Genomic DNA, 17,692 nt, shown 5'->3' with positions numbered 1-17,692 from the left:
ACTCACTACTCACTACTCACTACTCACTACTCACTACTCACTACTCACTACTCACTACTCACTACTCACTACTCACTTACTCCCCTATCCCGCCTCAATCTCCGACTGCAACGCGTCCATATGCGTTGCCGCGGCCGCACTCGCCGCGCGCTCGATGGCGCGAAAACGGCTGACCACGGCCAGGCCGACGGTCGTCAGTTGCGCGCCGCCGCCCTTGCGGCCGCCGGTCTGCGCCGCCACCAGCGGCTTGCCGAACACCCGGTTCATGTCCTCGACCAGGTCCCAGGCGTGCTTGTAGGACATCGCCATGCCGCGCGCGGCGGCCGAGATCGAACCGAAGGTGGCGATGTGCTCCAGAAGCTCGATCTTGCCAGGACCGATCCGTCCGTCCGGATCGAGATTTATCCGCAAGCTCAGCGACGGCATTTTTGCTCCTCCGCGACCGCTTCAGCTTCCGCGACCGTTATTCCAAAACAATATAGCGCCAATCGCCGCCGCTGTCAGCCATCGACGTCGAGCGGCAGACCGGCGCCGGTATTTCCCCGATCGAAGCTCACGGTCTTGACCACCGCGAAAACCTTGCCGCCGAGCCGCAGCTTCAGCGCCTGCCGCGACTGTTCCGTGATGCGGGCGAGCACCGTTGCCCCATTGCAGTCGATGCCGATTTCGACCGTCGGCCCCTCGCCGGGACTGATCGCGACGATCGTGCCGGGCAGGATGTTGAGGGCACTGAGGCCCGTCGGTTTCTCCGCAGCGATCATCACGTCGCGAGCGCGAATGCGGATACGCACGGGAGCCCCGGCCTTCATCCCAAGACGCGGCACGCGGATCTCGCCGGCGGCCGAGCCAAGCACGGTCATTCCAAAAGCCTCCTCGTGACGCAGCACCTTCGTGTCCAGCACGGCGCCACCCTCGCCGCGCTCTTCCACCGGCAACAGGTCGAGCCTTTGCATGACAGCGTCGGTCGGGCCGCTGGCCGTGACCTTGCCCCGCGCCAGCATCACGACGTCGCTCGCCAGCCGCGCCACCTCGGCGACCGAATGGCTGACATAGACGATCGGGATCTTCGTTTCGTCGCGCAGCCGCTCGATATAGGGCAGGATCTCGGCCTTGCGCGCTTCGTCGAGCGAGGCCAGCGGCTCGTCCATGAGCAGCAGTCTGGGGCTGGCCAGCAGCGCCCTGCCGATCGCCACGCGCTGCTTCTCGCCGCCCGAGAGTTTTGCCGGTCGTCGCCCAAGCAGCGGGCCGATGCCCAGCAATTCTACAACGGCGTCCATGTCCGCATAGCGTTCCGCCGCCGGCGTGAACCAGCGGCCGTAGCACAGATTGCTCATCACGCTCATATGCGGAAACAGGCGCGCATCCTGGAACACCATGCCGATGCGGCGTTTGTGCCTTGGCACGAAAATGCCGGCACCCGCGTCGACCAGCACGCGGCCATCGACCTCGATGCGCCCCTTGTCCGGCCGGATCAGCCCGGCAATCATGTTGATCAGCGTCGTCTTGCCGGAACCGGACGGCCCGAACAGCGCCGTCAGCCGTCCGGCGCTCTCGAAGCGGGCATCGATGGCGAAATCCCCAAGCCGGTGGCCGATGTCGACAAGGACGCTCATTCGATGTCCATCCACCGCCCGACCCGCCGCGCCAGCACTTCCGATGCGACCAGTGCCGCCATCGAGATGACGATCGAGATCAGCGTCAGTCGCAGCGCCCCTTCGTCGCCGCCCGGCACCTGGGTAAAAGTGTAGATCGCCGACGGCAGCGTCTGCGTCTCGCCAGGAATGTTGGAGACGAAAGTGATCGTCGCGCCGAACTCGCCCATCGCCTTGGCGAAGGACAGGATGGCGCCGGCGATCAGCCCGGGCAGGATCAGCGGCAGCGTGATGGTGCCGAACACCCACAGCGGGTTAGCGCCGAGCGTTCCCGCCGCCGCCTCCATCTTGCGATCCACCGCCTCGATCGACAGCCGGATCGCCCGCACCATCAGGGGGAAGCCCATGACACCGCAGGCAAGGGCGGCACCCGTCCAGCGAAACGAGAAGACGACGCCGAAATGTTCGGCGAGGAAGGCGCCGGCCGGGCCGCGTTTGCCGAACGTCAAAAGCAGGAGATAACCGGTCACCACGGGCGGCAGGATCAGCGGCAGGTGCACCACCCCATTGAGCAGCGTCTTGCCCCAGAATTGCCCCCGGGCAAGCAGCAGCGCGATCGCTATGCCCGGCGGCAGGCTGGCGAGCATCGCCACCGTCGCCACCTTGATGGACAGCCGGACCGCATTCCATTCGTCGGGAGTGAGGTCCAGCAGCCAGCTCATAGTGCGGTATCGGGCCTTTTCGAACTCAGTTGCTCGCCGACTCAGTTGCTGGGCGTGAGCACGGTAAAACCCTGTTCCCTAAAGAGCGCGCCAGCCTTGGCGGACTGCAGGCACTTCAGGAAGGCCAGCGTATCCTTGTCCTTCGAATCGGCGGTCTGGGCAACCGGATAGATGATCGGCGGATGTGAATCCTCGGGGAAGGTGCCGACCACCTTGACGCCCTTTTCGGCGTGCGCGTCGGTGGCATAGACGATGCCGAGGGCGGCCTCACCAGTTGAAACCAGCTTCAGCGCCGCACGGACATTCTCGGCCTGTGCCACCTTGCCCTCGACCGAGGACCAGACGCCGAGCGATTCCAATGCCGCCTTGCCGTACTTGCCGGCCGGCACGGCCTTGAAGTCGCCCATGGCAAGCTTGCCATCGCCGACGAGCTTGGCGAGGTCAAAGCCTTTCTCGATCTTGGTTTCGACCGTCGAATCCTTCGGCGCCACCAGCACAATCTCGTTGCCCAGCAGCTTCACTTCCGTGTCGGGCTTGGTCAGCTTCTTGTCGGAGAGATATTTCATCCAGTCGAGATCGGCGGAGATGAAGACGTCGGCCGGCGCCCCACCCTCGATCTGCTTGGCCAATGCCGAACTCGCGGCATAGGAAACGGTCGCGGCCTCGCCGACATCGGCTTCGCAGGCCTTGTTCACCGCATCGAGCGCGTCCTTGAGACTGGCCGCCGCGAACACCACGACCTTGTCTTCCGCGTGCGCTGCCGGCATTGCCGCCATCAATGTCGCCGCAAAGCCGCCAATGGCGATCATCCTCAACCCGAAACCTTTGCGTGTCATCGAAAACTCTCCCTGGGTTCAAACTCCGGTTGGCTCGAAGCCTGTAGACCGATATATCCGCATGGATATAACAAGGGAAGGCCCGGCCGGCTGAAACTCGATCCGGCGCTGCATGATTGTTCTGATAAGACCGCCGCCGCGAAAGGAACTGCAATGAAGATCAGCGCCCGCAACGTGCTCGAGGGAACGATCACCGAAATCGTCAAGGGAGCCACCACCTCGCATGTCCGCATCGACATCGGCGGCGGCATCATCGTCACCGCCTCGATCACCAATGAAGCTGTCGCCGACCTCAAGCTCGAAAAGGGCAAGCAGGCCTACGACGTGGTCAAGGCCTCGGACGTGATGGTCGGCATCGACGGAAAGCCGCGGCTCAGACCGCGATGGGCGCCTTGATCGACGCGTCGGCGACGTAGTTTTCCAGCCGGAAATCCTCGAAGCGGAAGGCGAAAAGGTCCTTCACCTCAGGATTGATCCACATCGTCGGCAGGGTCCTTGGCGTGCGCCGCAACTGTTCGCGCGCCTGCTCGAAATGGTTCGAGTAGAGATGCGCGTCGCCAAGCGTGTGCACGAAATCGCCCGGCTTCAGCCCTGTCACCTGCGCCACCATCAGCGTCAGCAGCGCGTAGGACGCGATGTTGAACGGCACGCCGAGGAAGATGTCGGCGGAGCGCTGGTAGAGCTGGCAGGAAAGCCGGCCCTCGGACACGTAGAACTGGAAAAGGCAGTGGCAAGGCGGCAGCGCCATGGCTTCCACCTCGGCGGGATTCCAGGCCGATACGATCAGCCGCCGCGATTGAGGATTGCGGCGGATCTCCTTGAGAAGATTGGCGATCTGGTCGATCGAGCCGCCATGGCCGTCTGGCCAGGATCGCCACTGCCTGCCGTAGACCGGGCCGAGATCGCCATTCTCGTCGGCCCATTCATCCCAGATTGAAACGCCGTGGTCGGTCAGGTACTTGATGTTGGTGTCGCCGGCCATGAACCAGAGGAGTTCATGGATGATCGACTTCAGATGCAGCTTCTTGGTGGTGGTGACCGGAAAGCCGCGAGCCAGATCGAAGCGCATCTGGTAGCCGAAGACGGAGCGCGTGCCGGTGCCGGTGCGGTCGCCGCGATCGGCGCCGTTGTCCAGCACATGCTGCAGGAGGTCGAGATACTGGCGCATCGGTTCCGGGCTCGATTCGGGAATTCGTCGATCATAGCGCATATAGGCGCCGACGCCACGCTTGTCTGAGATCGTCCCCATTCAGCAGGGAACGAAGCCTGCCAAGAATCCTCCCCGGCGAACCGGAAGCGCGGAAATCGCCAGCCGGCCGCCAGAATGAGTAACCAAAGGTCTCAGAGAGAGCCGAGCTTGCCCAGGTCCTTGGCCACCAGATAGTAGAAGGTCACGCGGTTCTTGGTGTTGTCGGCGTGCATCGCCTTGCAGGTCTTCTCGATCGCGGCGTCGGCTTTCGCCCCGTCGCTGACGCCGAGCTTCTTGGCCACCCAGCTCTCCTTGACCCGCGCCAATTCCTTCGGATCCGTGCAGGACACCAGCGAGGAATCGCGGTTCCTCAGCGCAATGCCCAGGTGCTTGACGATTTTTTCGACCGCATCGGCGCTTGCCGCGGCGTCATATTTCTTCACATCCGCAAGATAGTCGGCCATCAGAATTCCCCTCGTCGGCGCCACGGATCCGATCGATGAGGGCTGTGGCGCGCTTCGCAACTTGTGCGCTAGGTCGGTAACTCCTCACCGCCCGCAAAGCTTCGGTTGAGACCGCGCCCAAGTCAACCCTTCGCGTCGCGATTTGACACAGGGACAAAGCACCATTGCGGCCTTTCATTTCCGCGCAAGCCCCCCTATATTCGTTTTGTCGGCTTGACCGACTATGGCGATAAATGGGCGATGAAATAAGCCGTTCGGACCCGGGGGCGGTACCCGGCGCCTCCACCAAAAGCCGCTGTTGAGGACAGAGCGGTTTTTGCTGGGGGCGAAATAGGATCGACGAAGGTGTAAAGATCGTACTTTTGCCCGGCATTGTACCACCGTCATCGGGCTAAACTTATAGTTGCCAACGACAACTATGCGGAAGCACGTCTCGCTGCTTAATGCAGTGCGATAGCTTCAAATCAAGCCCTAGGGGTTCGCACTTCTAGGCGGGGTTCGGAGGTACCTGGCAACAGAAACCTCCACTTCTCCCCCTTTCATTTTGCGTGACGCACAACGGTTCCTGCCGTCAAGACTTCGCACGTCCACGGCTGCGAAGCCGCTGCGTTGCGTGCCCTTTCTCCATGGACAAAATGCAAAACAATTCCGATCGATTCTTCGTGCTGACCGGCGGCCCCGGCTCCGGCAAGACCACCTTGATCGAAGCCTTGCGGCAGGCGGGCTTTGCGACATCCGCCGAGGCCGGGCGCGGCATCATCCGCGACCAATCCGCCATTGGTGGAACCGCCCTGCCCTGGAGCGATCGCGCATTGTTCGCCGAACTGATGCTGTCGTGGGAAATGCGCTCGTACCGTGCGGTCCGCGAGCTGGCCGGTCCGGTCTTCTTTGATCGCGGCGTGCCGGACACGATCGGCTATCTCAGGCTCTGCGGCCTGCCGGTGCCGGATCACCTCACCAGTGCCGCCACGGAATTCCGCTATGCGCGTCGCGTCTTCGTCGCCCCGCCATGGCCGGAGATCTTCACCCAGGACGAAGAACGCAAGCAAACCCTCGACGAGGCCGAGCGCACTTGCCAGTCCGTGGCCGGCGTCTATGCCGAACTCGGCTACGAACTGGTGACCTTGCCGCCTGCGCCAGTCGAAGAGCGTGTACGCTTCCTCCTCGACGCTGCTGGATTGCCGCTGACATCGCGGACATAAAGAGGGTCGGACGGGTCCGGCCATTCCTGTGCGTTGTTGGACCAGGCGATACCCTGTAAACTGAAACGACACCCCCTGGAGATCGAAAACATGGCGCTCAAGCGGATGGACAATGTAGGAATCGTCGTCGAAGACCTCGGAGGGACGATCGATTTCTTTCGCGAACTCGGCCTCGAGCTCGAAGGGCGGGCCACGGTCGAAGGAGAATGGGCCGGACGTGTCACCGGACTGGGCGACCAGCATGTCGAGATTGCCATGATGCGCACGCCGGACGGCCACAGCCGGCTGGAGCTCTCCCGCTTCCTCGCGCCGCCTGTCGTCGCGGATCACCGGACCGCCCCGGTCAACGCCCTGGGCTACCTCCGCGTCATGTTCACCGTGGACGACATCGACGACACGCTTGAAAGGCTCCGCACGCGCGGCGCGCAACTCGTAGGCGAAGTGGTCGAGTACAAGGACGTGTATCGGCTCTGCTACATCCGTGGGCCTGAAGGGCTTCTCATCGGCCTCGCCCAGGAACTCAGCTGAGCGTCAGCAGCCAGAGCGCGGTCGTCAACCCGGGGGCAAACGCCGGCTTCGACACAAAGAGGGCCGGGATCGACCCGGCCTCTCCTGGTTCATTGAGGATTTCTATTCCGCCGGCGCTTCGACCGCTTCGCGCGAACGGCCAAGAGTGACCTTCGCCAGTGCGAACGAGATCACCGCGCAGAGCGTGATGCCGGCGACCATGGGCAGCGGCGTGCCGTCGAAGAACGCACCGGCGACGCCCATGGCGAGCGCGCCGATGGCGAAGTGCAGCGTGCCCATCAGCGCCGACGCCGTGCCGGCGATCTCGCCATGCTCTTCCATGGCCAGCACCGATGTGGTCGGGATGACCAAGCCGAGGAAGCCGTAGCCGACGAACAGCAGGGCCGCCATCACGTCAAGCCGATCGACGCCCGTCACCATGATCGCGAACAGCACAACCATCGTCGTCGCGTAGCCGGTCACCGCTACCCACACCACGCGCTTCAGTCCGAACCGTCCGGAAAGCAGGCCCGTCAACTGCGACATGCCGATGAAGGCAACCGCGTTGATCGAGAAGAAGACGCTGTAGACCGAAGGCGACAGCCCGTAATGGTCGATCAGGATGAAGGACGAGCTCGACAGATAGACGAAGAAGCTCGCAATGCCGAAGCCGGCTATCGCCACCAGGCCGAGGAAATTACGGTCGCCCATCAGGAAGCGGTAGCCGGCAAGGGCGGTACCGAAGGAGGACCCGACGCGTTCTTCCGCCGGCCGCGTCTCCTTGAGGGAAGTCGCGAGCAGGATGGTGGCAAGCACCGCCGCGCCGGTCACGGTCCAGAACACGGCGCGCCAGCCGAAATTCTCGATGATCTGGCTGCCGGTCAGCGGCGCCAGGATCGGCGACACCGAAAACACCAGCATCAGCAGCGACATCAGCTTGGCGGCCTCGTTGCCGGTGTGCAGGTCGCGCACGATGGCGCGCGGAATGGCCATTCCGGCACTGGCGCCAAGCCCCTGCAGGAAGCGGAAGGCGATCAGCCACTCGATGGTCGGCGCCATTGCCGAGCCGATGCCGCCGGCCATGAACAGCGCCAGGCCGCCATAGAGCGGCAGCTTGCGGCCGACCATGTCTGAGATCGGCCCGACGACGATCTGGCCGAAGCCCATCGACAGGAAGAAGATCAAAAGGCTCATCTGCACGGCGGCGGTGCCAGCATGCAGATCGGTGCCGATCGACGGCAAAGCGGGCAGATACATGTCGATGGCGAACGGGCCGATGGCGGACAACAGGCCGAGCACGACCGCGATGCGGAGGAATTTGGGGCTCATGATATTGGCTTCTTTCGAATCTGGTTGCCGCCGCCAGGCGACGTCTGACCCTAGGACGTTCCATCCCCTGGGTTTCCTACTCCTGGAGCAAATTTATTCGTCTTCGGAGCGAAATCCCCTTATATCGTGTCCACAAATTTAGACAGCCTTGTCTAAATCGTCAATCACCTCTATATAGATTTTCATGAGACCGGGCGTTTCTCCTGACACTTTCCCGCCACGCGGCCACGAGGCCAAGCGCCTGTCGATCGTCGACGCCGCTGCCGGCGTGTTCTGCCGCGAAGGCTTCTCCGGCGCCAATATCGACCTGATCGCGGTTGAGGCCGGCGTGTCGCGCCAGACGGTCTACAACCACCATGGCGACAAGGAAAAACTGTTCATCGCGGTGGTGCGCGACCTGACCGAGCGCTGCAACGCCGGCATTTTCGCCACCATCGCCACCTTCCCCGATCAGCCTGGGGATCTTGAGGCCGACCTGATCGGTTTTGCCGTGCGCCTGAACCAGAACTGCATCTGCAACCGCGACGGAAAATTCCTGCGCAAGCTGATCCAGACCGAGGGCGAGCGCTATCCCGAGCTCTTTGCCGAATGGCGCGAACAGGGACCCGGCAGGACATGGCCGGCGATCGCCGCCCGCTTCGCCCGCCTTGCCTATGGCGGCTATCTCGCGATCGACGATCCCGACGTCGCGGCGCGCCAGTTCCTCGGCCTCGTCAATGCCGAATTGCAGACCACCTTCATGCTCGGCGGCACGCCGGGCGAGGACGAGGTGGTGCAATCGGCGAAAAACGGCGTGCGCACCTTCCTGCGCGCTTTCGGCAAGCGCCCTTCCCCGACCAGCCTCAAAAGACACGCTGCGCTGGCTAACGCATAACATTTGGCGTTGCCGCCAAACCGCCTTGCCGATCAAATCGTTTGCAATAGTCCTCGCTTCGGCGCGGCGGCGGTCTATATCAGGTTTACGCCGCGCCCAAGCTTGATTACAGCTATGCGGACGATTCAACGGAACCCGACCACCTCATGGCCGACGACCACATCCGCTACGACATTCTGGCCCAGGAGGCGTTGCGCGGCGTCATGCGCAAGGTCCTGGCAGAGGTCGCGCGCACCGGCCTCCCCGGCAACCATCATTTCTTCATCACCTTCCTGACCGGCGCGCCGGGCGTGCGCGTCTCGTCGCGGCTGCGCGAGCGCTATCCCGAGCAGATGACCATCGTCATCCAGTTCCAGTATTGGGACCTGAAGGTGACCGACACCGGTTTCGAGGTCGGTCTCTCCTTCTCCGACGTGCCGGAAAAACTGGAAATCCCGTTCTCGGCCGTGCGCGGCTTCTACGACCCCTCGGTCAATTTCGAGCTCGAATTCGACGTCAAGACCGATGCGCAGCCCGACGAGGAACCGGCAGCACCGGCGCCCGAGCCGCTGACCATCGTCTCAGAGAAGAAGCCGAAGGCCGAGAAGAAGGCCGCCGCCGAGGCGGAGAAGAAGGCAACCGCCGCGGATGCCGGCACCAAGGGCGCCGAAGTGGTCTCGCTCGACGCCTTCCGCAAGAAATAGGCTCGCGGTCCGTGGCCGACATCGTCAATCTCCGCCAGGCTCGCAAGCAGAGAGCGCGGGACGACAAGGCACAAACCGCTAGCCGGAATCGCGCCTTGCACGGTCGCACCAAGGCCGAAAAGGAACGCGACCGCCTGATCGCCGACAAGAGTGAAAGGTTTGTCGCGGGCCATCACCGCGAAAAGCCCACCCGGCCTGACGATCAATGAGCGCTGTCGAAAAGCGCTCGGTGACCATTCGCGGCCATCGCACCAGCTATTCCCTCGAAAAGCCCTTCTATGACGATCTCGTCGCCATCGCGGCGACCAGAAAGCTGACGCTCGCCGCCCTTGTCGCCGAAATCGACGAGACCCGGCCCCGTGACACCAACCTGTCCTCGGCGCTCAGACTGCATGTCCTGGAGTGGGCGAAGCGCGCGACGAGCGCCTGAACTTACGCACCCTCGACCGGATCCGCCTTTTTCCCGCGCCCGAAGCCGAGCAAGGTGGAGCGCTCACGCTCCTCGGCCTGCTTGCGCGAGCGCACGCGCATCAGATCCTTCCAGCCGACATAGCCGACCAACCTTCCATCCTCACGCGCCACGACCGGCAGATGCGAGACATTGGCGGTCAGCAATTTGTCCGACAAGCCTTCCAGATATTCGTCGGGATGGGCCAGCGTCACCTTGCTTCCAGCCAGCAGCTCGCCGAGTGTCGTCGTCCGGTGCTTGCCGGCACGGCGCCAGCGCAGGATCGCCGGCGGATCGATGAGGCCGAGCACCTGCCTGTTTTCATCGACCACGGGAAAACTCGGATGCCGGGTTTCCGGCGCGGTCAGGAAGGCGGCCGCACCATGCAGCGTCATCGTTGCCGGCACGCTCTCGACCTGCGCCGTCATCACCTCGCGCACCCTGGTCAGCGCGAAGGGGTCGACGCGATATTCGCGAACCAGATGGTGCCCCCGCCTGGCGATCTTCTCGGTCAGGATCGAACGCTTCATCAGCAGCACGGTGACTGCGTGCGCCGCGGCACAAGCCGCGATCAGCGGCACCAGCACATGCGTGTTGCCGGTCAGCTCGACGGCGAAGAAAGTGGCTGTCAGCGGCGCGCGCATCGTGCCGCCCATGGTGGCGGCCATCGCCAGCAGTGCCCAGAAGCCCGGGTCCGCCGCCGGCAGGATGCCGGCAAGCACCGCCCCCATCGCGCCCCCCATGATCAATAGCGGCGCCAGCACGCCGCCCGAAGTCCCCGAGCCGAGCGCAACCGACCAAATGATGGCCTTGACCACCAGCAGCAGCAACGCCGCGGTGGCGATCGTGCGGCCGCCCAGCATGTCGGCGATGTTGTCATAGCCGACGCCGAGCGCTCGTGGGTCGATCAAGCCGCCTATGCCGACCACCAGGCCGCCGAGCATCGGCCACCACATCCAGTGGATCGGCAGCTTCTGGAAGCCGTCCTCGCAGGCATAGACCATCTGCGTCAGCAGCCCGGACAACAGGCCGGCGCAGATGCCGACCAGCACCCAGCCGCCAAGGCCGACGAAGGAGATAGCCATGTTGCCCGCGAACGGAAAGATCGGCCCTGGCATGTGCAGCATGGTGCGCTCCACCTCGGCCACGATGGCCGCCACCGCGACGGGAATGAAGCTGCGTGGCGTCCATTCGAACAGCAGCAATTCGACCGCCAGCATGATGGCCGCGATCGGCGTGCCGAACACGGTGGTCATGCCGGCCGCCGCTCCCGCCACCAGCAATGTCTTGCGCTCGTTGTCCGAGACCGGCAGCATCTGCGCGATCAACGAGCCGATGGCGCCGCCAGTCATGATGATCGGACCCTCGGCGCCGAACGGCCCGCCGGAGCCGATCGAGATCGCCGACGACAACGGCTTCAGGATCGCCACCTTGGCGTCGAGCCTGGAGCGCCCAAGCAGGATCGCTTCGATGGCCTCGGGAATGCCGTGGCCGCGGATCTTCTCGCTGCCGTAGCGCGCCATCAGGCCGATGATGAGCGCGCCGAGGACCGGAACGATGACGGCGGCAAGCCCGAGCGGCGTGTCCTGCAGCTTCAGCTCGGCAAGTGAGAACTGGCCGAAATAGGCGATGTTGGTGGCGAGCCGGATCAGCTTCAGAAGCGCGATGCCGGCAAACAGCCCGGCGGTCGCCACCACCACCGCTATCGCGGCGACGAGCAACACTCGGGCATCCGTGGTGAAATCCCGGAGGTGATCGGGACTGGAGTTATGGGTCTTCATGGTGGCTTTGCTTCCTGGCGGCGGCCGTGTCTGGAGTTCTGCGGCACGGTCGAAGTGGCCAGCCGGTTGTCGGCCGGGTATGTATCGTAACACGATATATCTGTTCAAGCGGCTTTCGCTCGAAATTTCGTTTGAGCTTTCACCGGAAAACGAAGACATCTCCGATATGACGCAGCCCAAGACACCACGCCCCGCCATCAGGCAGTCGGACTACCAGCGGCTGTCCGAGTTCCGCTACCTCATCCGCCGCTTCCTCGAATTCAGCCAGGTGCAGGCCGAGGACGCCGGCCTGACACCGCGCCAGCACCAGGCGCTGCTGGCGATCAAGGGATATCCCGGCGGCGGGCCGGTGACGGTCGGCGACCTGGCGGAACGCTTGCGCATCCGCCACCACAGCGCCGTCGAACTGGTCAACCGCCTCGGCGAGGCAGGACTGGTCGCACGCGACCAGGACAAGGACGACCACCGCCGCGTGCTGCTGCGGCTGACCGAACGCGCCGACGATTGCCTGGCCGAACTGTCGGCCGCGCATCTCGACGAGCTCTCGCGCATCGAACCCATGCTGCGGCGCCTGCTCGACCGGAGCCAGGACTGACGTCCAGCATCGGGCCGATACTGAACTATTTTTTTCACCGGACTATTTTTCCGGAATCCGAATCCTTTGGCCTGGCCGCGGCGTCTTGGACAGGCGACAGCCAAGGGAGCCAATGCGATGAAACGCGATTTGATACGCTACAGACGAAGCCGGACCGGGCCGACGAGAACGAGCGCCTCGTCAAGGCAGTGTTCGAGGAACTGCGCGGCAAATCGCCGGAAGGCGTTCGCTACATGACCTGGCGCTCCGGCAATGGCACTTTCGTCCATCTCGTCGAGACCGAAACCGACGGGCATGCCGACCTCATCACAGGGCTTGCCGCCTTCCAGGCTTTTCAGAGTGGCATCAGGGATCGCTGCGTCGACCCTCCGCATCGTGACGTGATGACAGTGGTGGGCCATTATCGGATGCTGGACGAGTAGCCTGAATAGAACCATGTCAAGAACGGCCGGTGCATGAACAATCCAGGCGAGATCCCAGAGCCTTTCGACCGCTTGTTCGGCGAATTGCGCCCCAAACTGCATCGCTACTGCGCCCGGATGACAGGCTCGGTCATCGATGGCGAGGACGTCGTGCAGGAGGCGCTGGCCAAGGCATTCGAGGCCTTGGCCGGCACCGTCCCGATCGCCAATCCCGAAGGCTGGCTGTTTCGCATCGCCCACAATGCGGCGCTCGACTTTTTGCGCCGCCGCGCCCGTGAGAAGACTTTCTCCGAGGAGGAGCCGGACATGATCGCCGACCCGGCAAATTCCATCGCCGAGCGGCAGGCTGCGGCAGCCGGATTGCACAGTTTCATGCGCCTTCCCGTCGCGCAGCGAAGCAGCGTCATCATGATGGATGTGCTGGGCTATTCGCTGCGGGAAATCAGCACCATGCTCGACACCAGCATCCCCGCGATCAAGGCAGCGCTGCATCGTGGCCGTGGCCGGCTGCGTGAGCTCGCCGACGAACAGGACGATCGTCCTGTTCCCAGGCTGAGTGCGTCGGAGCGCCTGTTGCTCGACGCCTATGTCGATCGCTTCAACGCCCGCGACTTCGACGCCGTGCGAGACATGCTGGCCGACGAAGTGCGGCTGGAACTGGTGGCCAGGGCAAGGCTCAACGGCCGCAAGGAGGTGGCCACCTATTTCGGCAATTATTCCCGGGTGCAGGACTGGCATTTCCAGCCTGGTTTCGTCGAGGACCGTCCGGCAATCCTCGTGCGCGATCCCAACGACCCGACGGCAGCGCCGGCATACTTCATCCTGCTGGGTTGGCAGGGCGGCAAGCTTGCCGCCATCCGCGATTTCCGCCACGCCAGATACGTCGCCGACGGCGCCGAAACGTTCGTTCTTGAGACGATTGCCCGGCGGGTGACCAACCGGAAAGCCTAGCCCTGCTGCCTACTGCAGTGACTTCAACAGATTGTCGACCGTGAATGGATTGGCTTTCGGCTTGGCTGGAGGCGGATTGTCGTTGGCGGGCACCTGCTCGGCCTTGGGTGCCTGTTGCGCCGCCTTGCGCTCGGCTTCGAGCCTGGCCTTTTCCTGGGAGGCAATGCGCATCGCCTCCTCCGCCTTCTGGCGCTCCTGCTCGGCCTGCGCCTTGGCCGCCTCGTCCGCTGCCTGCTGTTCCGCCGCCGCCTTGGCCTCGGCATCCGCCTTGGCTTTTGCTTCCGCTTCCGCGTCGGCCTTTGCCTTGGCATCCGCTTCGGCCTTGGCCTGAGCGTCGGCCTCCGCTTTCGCCTTGGCGTCGGCCTCGGCTTTCAGGCGCGCCGCTTCCTCTTGTTGGCGCAGCTCCTCGGCGGCCTTGTCGCGGGCATCCTGAAGGGCCGCGTAATAGCGCACTTCGCGTCGCAGCCGCTGTTTCTCCAGCAGCGCGGCCTGCATCGCCTCGACGCGCTGCTGTTCTTTTTCTAGCGCACGCTGGGTCAGGAATTGCGCCAGGGGCTCGCTGTCGAACTGCCGTTTCACGGCACCGAACGGCCCCTCGGCGGTGAAATTCACGGCCGGCTCGGAGCCGACCAGCGCTTCGTCGCCAGGCCGATAGGTGACCGCGCCCTTGGCGGAAACCGTGCTGGCGTTGAGATCCGCCGTGATGTCGGCCGACAACGTCGCCGCCGGGTTTTCAAGGCTGATCGGCGGCGCCCTGAGCGTGCCGCCGGCAATCGTGAAGGCGACCTCGGCATTCCCGGCGGCGAAGCTGCCGTCGGCGGCTATGTCAGGCGCGAAACCAGCCGTCTTGGCGGCGTCGATATCGCGTCCGATTGCATCCGCCTTGGCCAGGAAAGCGCCGAACGCGTCAGGATTGACGCCGGCGATCCGCAAGCCCTTCAGCGTCGCCGTGCCGGATCCCGATAGAGCGGCAATCATCGCGTCGACGGATTTGCCGCTGGTCGACAGCGTCGTCGAGAAATCGCCGCTGCCGCCGATGCCCGCATCCGGCAAGACATCAGCCAGATCGGCACCCGCCAGTTTCATCTGTCCGGTGAAAAGCCCGGTACCGTCATTGTTCTTCAGCTCGAACAGGCCGGAGAGCGCCCCGCCGAGGAATTTGGCCTTGAGATCGGTGACCCGAATGCCTTCCGGGTCGAGCTTGAGCGAGAGGGCCGCGTCATAGGCGGTGGCGAGCGGGCCGACGGTCAGCGAAGCCGTGGTCAGGTCGAGATCGGCCGTGAATGGCAGGCTGGACTTCTGGCTGAACGGCGCCGACGGCCACGCGCCGGATTTGTCATTCTTGTCGGCCCTGTCATTCTTGTCGGCCCTGTCATTCTTGTCGGCCCTGTCATTCTTGTCGGCCCTGTTATTCTTGTCGGCATTGTCACTCTTGCCGGACCCGTTCTTGTCCACGAGAAAAGCGGAATCGCCAAACAGCGCCACCGCCATCGGATCGAGGTCGAGTTCGTCGAGCGCCAGCGCCCCGGCCAGGTGCGGCACGCCGTCCTTGCCGTCGACCCCCTGCTTGACATCGAGGTTGATGTCGCCGGACACAGCCGCCTCGTTGATGGCGCCGCTGAGCCCGGAGAGCACCAGCAGGCCATTGCCGTAATCGGCCTGCACGGCCAGCGATGTCGACATGCCGGCGCCCATGCCGGGGAGGCCGATGCCCGTCGTCATCAGCCACGGCTCGATGTCGGAGGCGTCGAGGTTGATCTTGCCCTTGGCCGTCGGGCCTTGCGGCGTGTCGGCGACCACCCCCTCGAAGCCGGCCTTGAAGTCATTGCCGGCAAGGCTGAAGCTCGTCGCCAGGCCGCCGGAAAGCGTACCCTTGGCCTGGATGTCGGTGCTTGCTTCACCCAGCATGCCGAGCGGCAGCGCCGGCAGGCCGTAGAGCGCGAGCAAGGCGGTTGCGTCCGGGTTCCTGGCGTTGAAAGTCAGTGTCACTGGCGCGTCGGCAAGCCTGTCCACCGCGCCCTTTCCCGACAGCGACGCCGAAAAGGACGAGCCGCCGGCCTTGCCTTGCCCGCTCACCGCCAGGCCCGTGGTGCCGTCGCCATTGTCGGCGGCACTGGCCACGAGGTCGACGCGCGCGTCCTGGAACAAGTCGGGATAGGCCGCGGCGCGGTCTGCGAGCCCCTTCAGCACGGCATTGTCCGGATAGTGCCGTGCTGCGACATCGATCAGCGGTTTGAGGTCGACTGCCACCACCGAGGCGTCGAGCTTGCCGGTCGGGCTCGCAGGAAAATCCTTGATGCGGCCGGTGGCGCTGATCGAAGAACCGGCCAGTCCGCCGACAGACAGCCGGTCGATTTCGAGCAGCCCGTCGCGCAGCCTGAGCGCGGTATCGACCGTGTCGGCGGTCAAGCCGCCGGCGCTGACAGGGCCGGCCTTGATCTGGAAATCGAGGTCGCTGTCGGCAAAACGGTTGGCGCCCTTGTCGCTGACGAAGATCGAGGCGAAGGCCGCCAGCCCATCGACATCGAGATCGCCGCCCTCGAGCCGCATCAGCACAGATGGCTTTGCGTCTTCGGGCTGGCTGGAATCGATGCGGCCGGAAAACTTCGCCTTGCCGAGGATCAGTTCGAGATCGCTGAAGGATTGATGATTTTCCGAGAGATCGACCTTGGCCTTGAAACCGGCGGCAGGCAGACGGCGGATCGCCTCGTCGACATCCTTCGACAGCCAGGCGGCAAAACCCGAAGGCTGCGCCACGGCCAGCAGCAACGAGCCGGTAAAGCCGAAATGGCCCTGTACGTTGAGCATGACATTGCCATCGGCTTCCAGCTTGGTGCGGCCGGGCAAGGTCGCGGCCAGCGATTTCACCGACCAACCGTCACCGACCGGCTCGGCCGAAAGATGAACATCCCGCACCGTCGTGTCGCCGGCCACCACCGCCGGCAACTTGACCTCGACCGTGCCGGGAATGGTCGGCTTCGGCAGATCGAGCAGCGCCTGTTCCAACCCGGCGATGCGCTGATCCAGCGTCAGGCCCGTACCCGCCTGGGCACCCACCGCCTCGTCGAACTGAACCTGCGCGCCATTGGCCTCGATGGCGAAACTCGGTTTCTGGCCGAGATCGACCGAGGCCTTGCCATCGGCGGTGTAGGGATTGTCGAGCGGACCGGTCTCGAAACGGAATTCGTCGACGCCAAGCTTCTGGTGATCGAGCGAGAACTTGCCGTTCAGCCGGAAGCCCGGATCGGACTTGCCGGTGCTGACTTTCACCGTCTCGCCGTCCGTGCCGCGCAACTCGGCTGAATTCTTGCCCGCGCTATCCTTGTCCGCGCCCGAAATCTTGAACTGGCCGGAATAGACGGCGGCACCGTTGACGATGCCGGCATTGCCGTCGGTCTCGATGACCAGCGGATAGGTGTCGGGATCCGCCTTCACCCGTAACCGCATCTGCCCGGAGGGTTCGGCCTTGCCGGTCGACGCCGCGACCGTGGTCCGCAACCCGTCCAGCCGCAACGTGCCATCCATGCGCCACGGACCGGCCAGCGACTTGGCCGAAATGGTCGAGTTGATCTCCGAAAAGATGTGGCTGCGGCCGCCGGCGGCATGGCGCAGTTCAATCTGCCCTTCCGTCACAGTCAGTTTCTCGATCGAGACCTGGCCGGGGTCGAAGGGCGAGGACGGGCGCATGGCCCAATCGACGGTTCCGTCGGCGGCGATGTCGATGGTCGCCTTCGGCCGCACCAGCCGCATGTCGAAGATCAGCACCTCGCCGCGCAGAAAGGGTGCCAGTTCCGCGTCCATCGAAAACGTCTCGACGGTCATGGCCGGCTGGCCGTCGGGGCCACCGGCGACGGCGACGTTGGAAAAGGTCACCGAGGGAAACGGCAGCAGCCTTGCCGTGGCGTCGCCCTGCACGGTTACCTTGCGGCCGAGGATGGCGCTTGCCTCGCGCTCGAACTCGGCGCGGTAGCCGGTCCAGTCGATAAAATGCGGCACCACCAGCGCCGCAAGCAGCACCAGCACGAACAGGCCACCGAAGATCACGAACAGGCGTGCGAGCATCAGCTCCGAACAGGTTGATTGCAATTCCGCCGCAC

19 protein-coding genes and 1 other RNA gene are annotated in these 17,692 nt (G+C 64.1%); 11 read left to right on the top strand and 9 right to left on the bottom strand.

The genetic code is table 11. The features are described from left to right. Nucleotides 1–84: 84 nt before the first annotated feature. The 4 genes from FJ936_RS24900 to modA form a co-directional block, all read right to left on the bottom strand. The gene (locus tag FJ936_RS24900) at nucleotides 85–426 is read right to left on the bottom strand and encodes a winged helix-turn-helix domain-containing protein (protein WP_140615713.1); all 342 of its coding nucleotides are present in this window, start codon (nucleotides 424–426) and stop codon (nucleotides 85–87) included. A gap of 74 nt (nucleotides 427–500) precedes the next feature. Beyond that, nucleotides 501–1,613, bottom strand: a complete 1,113-nt coding sequence (gene modC, locus FJ936_RS24895) for a molybdenum ABC transporter ATP-binding protein (protein ID WP_140615711.1) — start codon at nucleotides 1,611–1,613, stop codon at nucleotides 501–503. Beyond that, on the bottom strand, nucleotides 1,610–2,314 hold the full coding sequence (modB, locus tag FJ936_RS24890) for a molybdate ABC transporter permease subunit (protein ID WP_141907122.1): 705 nt from the start codon (nucleotides 2,312–2,314) through the stop codon (nucleotides 1,610–1,612). Before modB ends, modC begins: the two co-directional genes overlap by 4 nt. A gap of 41 nt (nucleotides 2,315–2,355) precedes the next feature. Next, a complete protein-coding gene (gene modA / locus FJ936_RS24885; protein ID WP_015317268.1) occupies nucleotides 2,356–3,150 on the bottom strand; it encodes a molybdate ABC transporter substrate-binding protein in 795 nt (264 codons plus the stop codon). 153 nt (nucleotides 3,151–3,303) lie between these two features. On the opposite strand from modA, the gene FJ936_RS24880 reads away from it, so the two are divergent. Continuing rightward, on the top strand, nucleotides 3,304–3,546 hold the full coding sequence (locus tag FJ936_RS24880; protein ID WP_141907121.1) for a molybdopterin-binding protein: 243 nt from the start codon (nucleotides 3,304–3,306) through the stop codon (nucleotides 3,544–3,546). Here FJ936_RS24880 and FJ936_RS24875 read toward each other — a convergent pair. Together FJ936_RS24875 and FJ936_RS24870 are read right to left on the bottom strand one after the other, a co-directional pair. Then, nucleotides 3,524–4,318, bottom strand: a complete 795-nt coding sequence (locus FJ936_RS24875) for a thymidylate synthase (RefSeq protein ID WP_140714944.1) — start codon at nucleotides 4,316–4,318, stop codon at nucleotides 3,524–3,526. The genes FJ936_RS24880 and FJ936_RS24875 overlap by 23 nt on opposite strands. A 173-nt stretch (nucleotides 4,319–4,491) precedes the next feature. Beyond that, entirely contained in the window at nucleotides 4,492–4,803 is a 312-nt protein-coding gene (locus FJ936_RS24870) for a DUF2853 family protein (RefSeq protein WP_015317265.1), read from the bottom strand. Nucleotides 4,804–4,971: 168 nt separating this feature from the next. On the opposite strand from FJ936_RS24870, the gene ssrA reads away from it, so the two are divergent. From ssrA to FJ936_RS24855, 3 genes are all read left to right on the top strand, one after another. Further along, nucleotides 4,972–5,332, top strand: a transfer-messenger RNA (tmRNA) gene (gene ssrA, locus FJ936_RS24865). A 106-nt stretch (nucleotides 5,333–5,438) separates the two neighbouring features. After that, on the top strand, nucleotides 5,439–6,005 hold the full coding sequence (locus FJ936_RS24860; RefSeq protein ID WP_140789264.1) for an AAA family ATPase: 567 nt from the start codon (nucleotides 5,439–5,441) through the stop codon (nucleotides 6,003–6,005). A 90-nt stretch (nucleotides 6,006–6,095) separates the two neighbouring features. Then, nucleotides 6,096–6,533 carry a VOC family protein gene (locus tag FJ936_RS24855; protein WP_140660947.1) on the top strand — a complete coding sequence of 146 codons (438 nt, stop codon included), beginning with the start codon at nucleotides 6,096–6,098 and terminating at the stop codon, nucleotides 6,531–6,533. A 102-nt stretch (nucleotides 6,534–6,635) separates the two neighbouring features. On the opposite strand, the gene FJ936_RS24850 is transcribed toward FJ936_RS24855, so the two are convergent. Then, nucleotides 6,636–7,841 (bottom strand): multidrug effflux MFS transporter, encoded by a 1,206-nt coding sequence (locus tag FJ936_RS24850; RefSeq protein ID WP_140789261.1) that lies wholly within the window; start codon nucleotides 7,839–7,841, stop codon nucleotides 6,636–6,638. Nucleotides 7,842–8,025: 184 nt separating this feature from the next. Here FJ936_RS24850 and FJ936_RS24845 point away from each other — a divergent pair, with 184 nt between their 5' ends. The 4 genes from FJ936_RS24845 (at nucleotide 8,026) to FJ936_RS24830 (ending at nucleotide 9,828) form a co-directional block, all read left to right on the top strand. Continuing rightward, nucleotides 8,026–8,715 (top strand): TetR/AcrR family transcriptional regulator, encoded by a 690-nt coding sequence (locus FJ936_RS24845; RefSeq protein ID WP_140789259.1) that lies wholly within the window; start codon nucleotides 8,026–8,028, stop codon nucleotides 8,713–8,715. Nucleotides 8,716–8,861: 146 nt separating this feature from the next. Beyond that, the gene (locus FJ936_RS24840; protein WP_023782673.1) at nucleotides 8,862–9,398 is read left to right on the top strand and encodes an SspB family protein; all 537 of its coding nucleotides are present in this window, start codon (nucleotides 8,862–8,864) and stop codon (nucleotides 9,396–9,398) included. Nucleotides 9,399–9,409: 11 nt separating this feature from the next. Continuing rightward, a complete protein-coding gene (locus FJ936_RS24835; RefSeq protein WP_140789257.1) occupies nucleotides 9,410–9,607 on the top strand; it encodes a DUF4169 family protein in 198 nt (65 codons plus the stop codon). Next, nucleotides 9,604–9,828: a ribbon-helix-helix domain-containing protein gene (locus tag FJ936_RS24830; protein ID WP_015317259.1), complete on the top strand. Its 225-nt coding sequence runs from the start codon at nucleotides 9,604–9,606 to the stop codon at nucleotides 9,826–9,828. The genes FJ936_RS24835 and FJ936_RS24830 overlap by 4 nt, the downstream gene beginning before the upstream one ends. Nucleotides 9,829–9,830: 2 nt before the next feature. Here the strand turns inward: FJ936_RS24830 and FJ936_RS24825 are convergent, their stop codons facing one another. Then, a complete protein-coding gene (locus FJ936_RS24825; RefSeq protein ID WP_141907120.1) occupies nucleotides 9,831–11,627 on the bottom strand; it encodes a chloride channel protein in 1,797 nt (598 codons plus the stop codon). Between the two features lie 166 nt (nucleotides 11,628–11,793). Here FJ936_RS24825 and FJ936_RS24820 point away from each other — a divergent pair, with 166 nt between their 5' ends. The 3 genes from FJ936_RS24820 (at nucleotide 11,794) to FJ936_RS24810 (ending at nucleotide 13,595) form a co-directional block, all read left to right on the top strand. Then, nucleotides 11,794–12,222: a helix-turn-helix domain-containing protein gene (locus tag FJ936_RS24820; RefSeq protein ID WP_181166287.1), complete on the top strand. Its 429-nt coding sequence runs from the start codon at nucleotides 11,794–11,796 to the stop codon at nucleotides 12,220–12,222. A 233-nt stretch (nucleotides 12,223–12,455) separates the two neighbouring features. Next, nucleotides 12,456–12,644: a hypothetical protein gene (locus tag FJ936_RS31290; RefSeq protein ID WP_348643169.1), complete on the top strand. Its 189-nt coding sequence runs from the start codon at nucleotides 12,456–12,458 to the stop codon at nucleotides 12,642–12,644. Nucleotides 12,645–12,677: 33 nt separating this feature from the next. Beyond that, nucleotides 12,678–13,595 carry a sigma-70 family RNA polymerase sigma factor gene (locus tag FJ936_RS24810; RefSeq protein ID WP_141907119.1) on the top strand — a complete coding sequence of 306 codons (918 nt, stop codon included), beginning with the start codon at nucleotides 12,678–12,680 and terminating at the stop codon, nucleotides 13,593–13,595. Nucleotides 13,596–13,604: 9 nt separating this feature from the next. Here the strand turns inward: FJ936_RS24810 and FJ936_RS24805 are convergent, their stop codons facing one another. Then, nucleotides 13,605–17,657 (bottom strand): AsmA-like C-terminal region-containing protein, encoded by a 4,053-nt coding sequence (locus FJ936_RS24805; protein ID WP_141907118.1) that lies wholly within the window; start codon nucleotides 17,655–17,657, stop codon nucleotides 13,605–13,607. Nucleotides 17,658–17,692: the final 35 nt, after the last annotated feature.

Origin of the sequence: Mesorhizobium sp. B2-4-13 (assembly GCF_006658535.1) — a bacterium.
Classification (GTDB): Bacteria; Pseudomonadota; Alphaproteobacteria; order Rhizobiales; family Rhizobiaceae; genus Mesorhizobium; species Mesorhizobium australicum.
Note: the sequence above shows the minus strand (reverse complement) of the source record. Positions and strands in the feature narration are given on the sequence as shown.

Bases quoted from the DNA above. Each gene is read 5' to 3' on its own strand.
- FJ936_RS24900 (WP_140615713.1), bottom strand. From the start codon at position 426: ATGCCGTCGCTGAGCTTGCGGATAAATCTCGATCCGGACGGACGGATC.
- modC (WP_140615711.1), bottom strand. From the start codon at position 1,613: ATGAGCGTCCTTGTCGACATCGGCCACCGGCTTGGGGATTTCGCCATC.
- modB (WP_141907122.1), bottom strand. From the start codon at position 2,314: ATGAGCTGGCTGCTGGACCTCACTCCCGACGAATGGAATGCGGTCCGG.
- modA (WP_015317268.1), bottom strand. From the start codon at position 3,150: ATGACACGCAAAGGTTTCGGGTTGAGGATGATCGCCATTGGCGGCTTT.
- FJ936_RS24880 (WP_141907121.1), top strand. From the start codon at position 3,304: ATGAAGATCAGCGCCCGCAACGTGCTCGAGGGAACGATCACCGAAATC.
- FJ936_RS24875 (WP_140714944.1), bottom strand. From the start codon at position 4,318: ATGCGCCAGTATCTCGACCTCCTGCAGCATGTGCTGGACAACGGCGCC.
- FJ936_RS24870 (WP_015317265.1), bottom strand. From the start codon at position 4,803: ATGGCCGACTATCTTGCGGATGTGAAGAAATATGACGCCGCGGCAAGC.
- FJ936_RS24860 (WP_140789264.1), top strand. From the start codon at position 5,439: ATGCAAAACAATTCCGATCGATTCTTCGTGCTGACCGGCGGCCCCGGC.
- FJ936_RS24855 (WP_140660947.1), top strand. From the start codon at position 6,096: ATGGCGCTCAAGCGGATGGACAATGTAGGAATCGTCGTCGAAGACCTC.
- FJ936_RS24850 (WP_140789261.1), bottom strand. From the start codon at position 7,841: ATGAGCCCCAAATTCCTCCGCATCGCGGTCGTGCTCGGCCTGTTGTCC.
- FJ936_RS24845 (WP_140789259.1), top strand. From the start codon at position 8,026: ATGAGACCGGGCGTTTCTCCTGACACTTTCCCGCCACGCGGCCACGAG.
- FJ936_RS24840 (WP_023782673.1), top strand. From the start codon at position 8,862: ATGGCCGACGACCACATCCGCTACGACATTCTGGCCCAGGAGGCGTTG.
- FJ936_RS24830 (WP_015317259.1), top strand. From the start codon at position 9,604: ATGAGCGCTGTCGAAAAGCGCTCGGTGACCATTCGCGGCCATCGCACC.
- FJ936_RS24825 (WP_141907120.1), bottom strand. From the start codon at position 11,627: ATGAAGACCCATAACTCCAGTCCCGATCACCTCCGGGATTTCACCACG.
- FJ936_RS24820 (WP_181166287.1), top strand. From the start codon at position 11,794: ATGACGCAGCCCAAGACACCACGCCCCGCCATCAGGCAGTCGGACTAC.
- FJ936_RS31290 (WP_348643169.1), top strand. From the start codon at position 12,456: ATGACCTGGCGCTCCGGCAATGGCACTTTCGTCCATCTCGTCGAGACC.
- FJ936_RS24810 (WP_141907119.1), top strand. From the start codon at position 12,678: ATGAACAATCCAGGCGAGATCCCAGAGCCTTTCGACCGCTTGTTCGGC.
- FJ936_RS24805 (WP_141907118.1), bottom strand. From the start codon at position 17,657: ATGCTCGCACGCCTGTTCGTGATCTTCGGTGGCCTGTTCGTGCTGGTG.